5 protein-coding genes are annotated in these 5,273 nt (G+C 52.0%); 2 read left to right on the top strand and 3 right to left on the bottom strand.

Annotated elements, in window-relative coordinates; translation table 11 throughout:
• The first annotated feature begins 139 nt into the window (after positions 1 to 139).
• Together VB081_RS11000 and VB081_RS10995 are read left to right on the top strand one after the other, a co-directional pair.
• Entirely contained in the window at positions 140 to 1,765 is a 1,626-nt protein-coding gene (locus VB081_RS11000) for an outer membrane protein assembly factor BamB family protein (RefSeq protein ID WP_323400860.1), read from the top strand.
• A 67-nt stretch (positions 1,766 to 1,832) separates the two neighbouring features.
• Positions 1,833 to 3,155 carry a hemolysin family protein gene (locus VB081_RS10995; RefSeq protein ID WP_323400859.1) on the top strand — a complete coding sequence of 441 codons (1,323 nt, stop codon included), beginning with the start codon at positions 1,833 to 1,835 and terminating at the stop codon, positions 3,153 to 3,155.
• Between the two features lies 1 nt (position 3,156).
• Here the strand turns inward: VB081_RS10995 and VB081_RS10990 are convergent, their stop codons facing one another.
• Genes VB081_RS10990 through VB081_RS10980 form a run of 3 tightly spaced genes read right to left on the bottom strand, consistent with a single transcriptional unit; the run spans position 3,157 to position 5,182 of the window.
• Positions 3,157 to 3,849 (bottom strand): lysoplasmalogenase family protein, encoded by a 693-nt coding sequence (locus VB081_RS10990; RefSeq protein ID WP_323400858.1) that lies wholly within the window; start codon positions 3,847 to 3,849, stop codon positions 3,157 to 3,159.
• Between the two features lie 35 nt (positions 3,850 to 3,884).
• Positions 3,885 to 4,640, bottom strand: coding sequence for a cation:proton antiporter regulatory subunit (locus VB081_RS10985; protein WP_323400861.1), 756 nt, complete (start codon positions 4,638 to 4,640; stop codon positions 3,885 to 3,887).
• 41 nt (positions 4,641 to 4,681) lie between these two features.
• Positions 4,682 to 5,182, bottom strand: a complete 501-nt coding sequence (locus tag VB081_RS10980) for a DNA-deoxyinosine glycosylase (protein ID WP_323400857.1) — start codon at positions 5,180 to 5,182, stop codon at positions 4,682 to 4,684.
• Positions 5,183 to 5,273: the final 91 nt, after the last annotated feature.

The raw sequence follows: 5,273 nt of genomic DNA, 5'->3' as shown, positions 1-5,273 counted from the left end.
CTGTTGTATCATGACAGGTAAGATGAATGATATCAATTGAAGGAGCTTTGCTATGCGACGTCAATATAACAGACCTTCTTACAGACCCTCCCCTATTAACTGTTCGCGCCCACGGCCGCGGGGACGGCGGCGTGGCCGTTTGCGCATTGGCCGCCTGATCGTCCTGCTCCTGATTTTTGCAGCCATCGTGGCCGGTATTGTTTTTGGAATTATGTTTTTGACAAAGACCGGTATATTCGGCGCTGCTTTTTCTGATCCTGTTTCTGTCGTGCTTCCTTCCGCATCACCTTCCTCCACAGACAATCTTAGCGCCACGGCAGTGGATGCGACGTTGCCTTCCGCATTTGGATTGCAGACGGAAGTCCAGCAAAACGGCGAAGCTATCAATGATTTTAACCGTACCGATCCGGTTTCTTTCCCTGCCGGGAGCGCTTACACCTCCCTTACGGGTATTTCGTCCTTCCGCGGAAACAATTACCGTGACGCCGCACATTTTGGCGGGATGGAAAATGCTCCGCAAAAGCTTGAGCAGCTTTGGTCTTTTGACCTTGGCGCTGCCTCTGCATCTGCTGTGGCACAGCCTCTCGTTGTTCGCTGGGACGCGGACATGCGCCGGATGATGAATTTATATGATGATAAAAAATCGAAGGACTCCCTGACGGAGGTCATCTTGGCATCTGCGGATGGGAAGCTGTATTTTATGGATCTTACGGACGGCAGCGCCACGCGCGATCCGCTTGCGCTTGGTTTTACGGCAGGCGGTACGCCCGCTTTAGACCCGCGCGGGTACCCGCTCTTGTATGTGGGTCAGGGCGGCGACGGCACGGGCGCTTCTTATATGAACGTATACAGCCTGATTGATGGCAGCCTTTTGTATCGCTGCGGCGCAGACCAACGTGACGCCTTTGCTTATCGCAGCGCGTTCCAGCGTTTCGGCGCTTCTCCGCTTGTCGCCTCTGAGGCGGACACGCTTGTCTGGCCGGGTGAAAACGGCATCGTCTATACGATACGCCTGAACACAAATTTTGATCCTGCTGCAAAAACGATCTCTGTTGCGCCCGAAGAACCCGTCAAGTACCACTATACCTCCGCGCAATACGCGGACGATGCACAGATAAACGAGCAGGCACCGCGCCTTTACGGATTCAAAAGCGCGCCTGCGGCCTTTAAAAACTATCTTTTGCTTTCCGATAATGGCGGATTGCTGCAATGCTTAGACCTCAATACGATGTCGCCCGTCTATGCACAGGACGTAGGCGGTGCTTCGGATGCTGCTCTTGTGTTTGAACACACAGGCGACAGCGCCTCCTTGTATCTTGGCACATACGACGCGGCAGGAGCGGCGCACATCTGTAAGCTGAATGCACTTTCCGGCGAGACTGTTTGGCAGAAAGATGTTGCCGGGAAGCTGCCTGCTTCCCCTGTGCTCGGCTCGGGCAGCCTGAACGGCATGGTGTTCTTCAATCTCTCCGGATCGGACAGCGGCGAGCTCATTGCTTACAATAAAGAGACAGGCGACACCGTTTGGCAGCATCCCTTAGAGCGTCCGGGCGCTTCGTCGCCGGCGGCGGTATACGCCTCTGATACAAGCGGTTTTATCCTGCAATGCGACGGCAACGGCAAGCTTTTACTGCTCGACGGTAAGACAGGAGAAGAAAAAGCTACCCTCGACCTTGGCGGCGAAACACAAGGCTCCGTCGCCGTGTTTGGTAATACCGCCGTGCTGCAAAGTGGGCAAAAATTGTTTGGAGTGCTTCTTTCCTAAAAACGCTGCATAAATGACAGCTGTTTGTGTTATCAATATATATTAGGAATCACAGGGGGAATTTTTCTTGAACGATCCGATCGTATGGCAGCTTTTGCTGCAGGTGGTACTGATTGCTTTGAACGCCTTTTTTGCTTCTACGGAAATCGCGGTGATTTCCCTCAATGCAAACAAACTGCGCCGCCTGGCGGACGAAGGCGACAAAAAGGCAAAACAAATGCTTAAAATGGTAGAAACGCCCGCAGGGTTTTTGTCTACCATACAGATCGGCATCACGCTTGCCGGATTTTTGGGAAGCGCTTTTGCTGCTGATAATTTTGCCAGCAAGCTGACGGACTGGATGGTCAACGTCCAGGGGTTTACCGCTGTTTCTCCCGATACTTTAAACACACTTGCCGTCATTATAATCACGCTCGTTCTATCCTATTTTACGCTTGTGTTCGGCGAGCTTGTACCCAAGCGCATCGCTATGCAGCGTCCGGAAAAGGTCGCGCGTACGTCAGCCGGCGTGATCACCGTGCTTTCTGTGATCATGAAGCCCATTATTTGGCTGCTGAGCGTTTCGACCAATGGTATTTTGCGCCTGCTGCGCATGAATCCCAAGCAGAAGGTCGACGATGTGACCGAAGAGGAGATACGCCTGATGGTTGACATTGGCGAGGAAAAGGGCGCGATCGAATCGACCGAAAAGGAAATGATCGAAAATATTTTTGAATTCAACAATACCATTGCGCGTGATGTGATGACGCACCGCACGGATGTGATCGCCATCCAAAAGGACGAAACGCCGGACGAGATATTGCAACTGATCCGTGAAAGCGGTCTTTCGCGTTTTCCGGTATATGACGAGGATATCGACAATATCATCGGCACCGTAAATACGCGCGCTTATCTGCTCAACTTGCGCGAGGATAACCCGAAGCCGCTTACGCGCCTGCTCCGGCCTGTTTATTGCGTGCCCGAATCTGTGCATACGGATGTGCTGTTTCGCTCCATGCAAAAATCAAAAAACCACATTGCTGTGGTCGTTGACGAATATGGCGGTACCAGCGGTATCGTGACGATGGAAGACCTCTTAGAGGAGATTGTCGGTAACATTTATGACGAATATGACCCGCAGGACGAGCAGGAGATCGCACAGCTCAAGGACAACCTGTGGCGCGTTGCGGGCGGTACGGATATTGAAACGCTGAATGAAGCGCTCTTAACCGAAATTCCGGAGGATGCGGACTTTGATACGCTGGGCGGGCTTGTGTTCAGCCAGCTTAACAGCATCCCGCAGGACGGCAGCCATCCTGATGTGGACGTTTACGGCCTGCACATCCATGTGGAGGAGATCGTGGAACGCCGCGTAGAATGGGCGCTCGTTTCTAAAATCACCGAAGAATAATTTACATGGGATGCAGGCTCAGCGCGAGCAAAAACATCCCGGAAAAATACGTGATCCAGTTGAGGTTCGCGTGTATTTTTTTGTCTGTATGATAATTCCATATCCCGAGGAACAGGTCTGAAATAAGGAACAGCACCGCGCCCGCTGCCATCACGACCGTGCGCCCGACGATCGCCTGCGGCGAGAATATACTGACCACTGCCTTTGCCGCCATCAGCACAAGCAGCACCGTATATACAGTCAGCGGTACCTGTGCCTTACCAAGCTGCCAGTTTTGCTTCTTCATCATCAGCAGCACCAAAAGCAATACGACGACAGTGATCACGAATTCCTGCCAGCCGATCCCGAAACGCAGGAACAGCGATGCGAGTAAAAAGCACTGTGTGATCGCAAAGAAGAGTATTCCGGTATTGAATTTTTTTGCATCAAGCCTGATGAATTGCAGGAAATAATCCCCACCGATCGCGCAGATGAGCCCGCACAGCACTAGGATATCGAAGATAGTGACGCTGCCCGCCATCGTGAGCAGCAGCACGCCGATCACGCCTGTGATGCAAAAAAGCGCGCCCAACGTCAGCTTTAGGGTGGTCGCCCGGATAAAATCATGCAACGCTTCCATGCGGATATACAGGCACAGCAATATCACATAACAGATAGCGATCACCACCGGTGCAACGATCGATAATAAAAACATATCTTATCCCGCCTTCCTACTGATCAAGCCCCATCCTATTCCTTATTCTCTTTTGTTCCTTGTTTTAACGCACGTTTTTCTTCACGCAAACGGCCCGGGGCATCTTCGGGCGAAAACAAACGGAAAACATCCTGCAAACGGCCAAATAGCAAAAGCTGGTCGCCTACCGCAAGGATCGTATCTTTTGTGATGTATTCAAGCATCTCATCGTTCCGCTTGACCATAACGATATGCAGGCCATACTTGGTTGTGAGCTGTGCTTCTAGGAGCGTCTTCCCGTCAAGCTCCTGCGGTATCTCCTTAAGATCGACCCCCGCGACAACGCCGCGCGCGTATTCGTCCATCACATTGATGATATTTCCCTGTCCCTGAAACATCCACCTTTGCCCCAGCTTTTCGATCAGCGCATTGAAGCGCACCTTCATGTGCGTGACCTTTTTGACAAGCATAAAAGCCACAAAGATGACAGCCAATATGATGACGAGCGTCCACAGGTCTTCCTGAATCGCTCTTGGGAGCGACAGTACTACGTTTACAAACACTGTGATGATCGTCACGGAGAATACGTATCCAAACAGCATGACCGTGCGCGCCAGTTTGCGGCGCAGCAGCTTGCCCACGACAAGCTCGCTTTCTTTTGTCGTAAATCCGCTGTTGGTAAGCAGGGATATGACCTGGAATTTCGCCTTTTCCTCCGTCATTCCCGTCATGCGGAACAGGAACGTAAAAATATCGATAATCAAAATATAGGCGACCGTTACCGCAAAAAACAAGGCCATTGCCACCGACATATTCAATACAGAATTCCCCCTTGTTGTAAAGACATTCCCTTTTATTCGTCTAAATACCGCAGGATGTGCGACCACTCCCTGATCAGGTATGGAAGATTTGCCGCAGCGTTTGCCGGACTGGTGGAGGGAAGCGCGACGGCTTGCCTGCCCGTAGCCGGAAAACATAAGTCCTGATATAGCTGATGTGCCTTCTTACCGTTTGCGAACACCATGCGGATATCCGCCGCCGTAAATATCTCTGAAAAATCGTTAGGAACGGCGTTTTTGATACTCGCGTCCGCGCTTCCTTCGATGTCGCACGCATAAAGGACGTCAAACAGTGCGATACCCGCGCCTTTTAGCATTTCCTCTTTTTGCGGCACCGTCTGTGGAAGCGGACACGCAAGCAACGTGCTTACGACTTGCCAGAAGCGGTTGCGCGGGTTGGCGTAATAAAAGCCTTCCTCCCGCGATTTGACCGACGGGATGCTGCCCAGCACCAGTATCTTCGACCGTTCGTCAAACACCGGCCCAAGCGAATGCGTAACGCGCCCCGTCTGCATCGCTTAGCCGCAGATCGCGTGATAGATGTCGTGCACGCTATCTAAGATATAGTCGGGCTCTACGTCCCCCTCCACGATATCCTGATAGCTG

The organism is Christensenella sp. (genome assembly GCF_034927525.1).
Classification (GTDB): domain Bacteria; phylum Bacillota; class Clostridia; order Christensenellales; family Christensenellaceae; genus Christensenella.
Note: the sequence above shows the minus strand (reverse complement) of the source record. Positions and strands in the feature narration are given on the sequence as shown.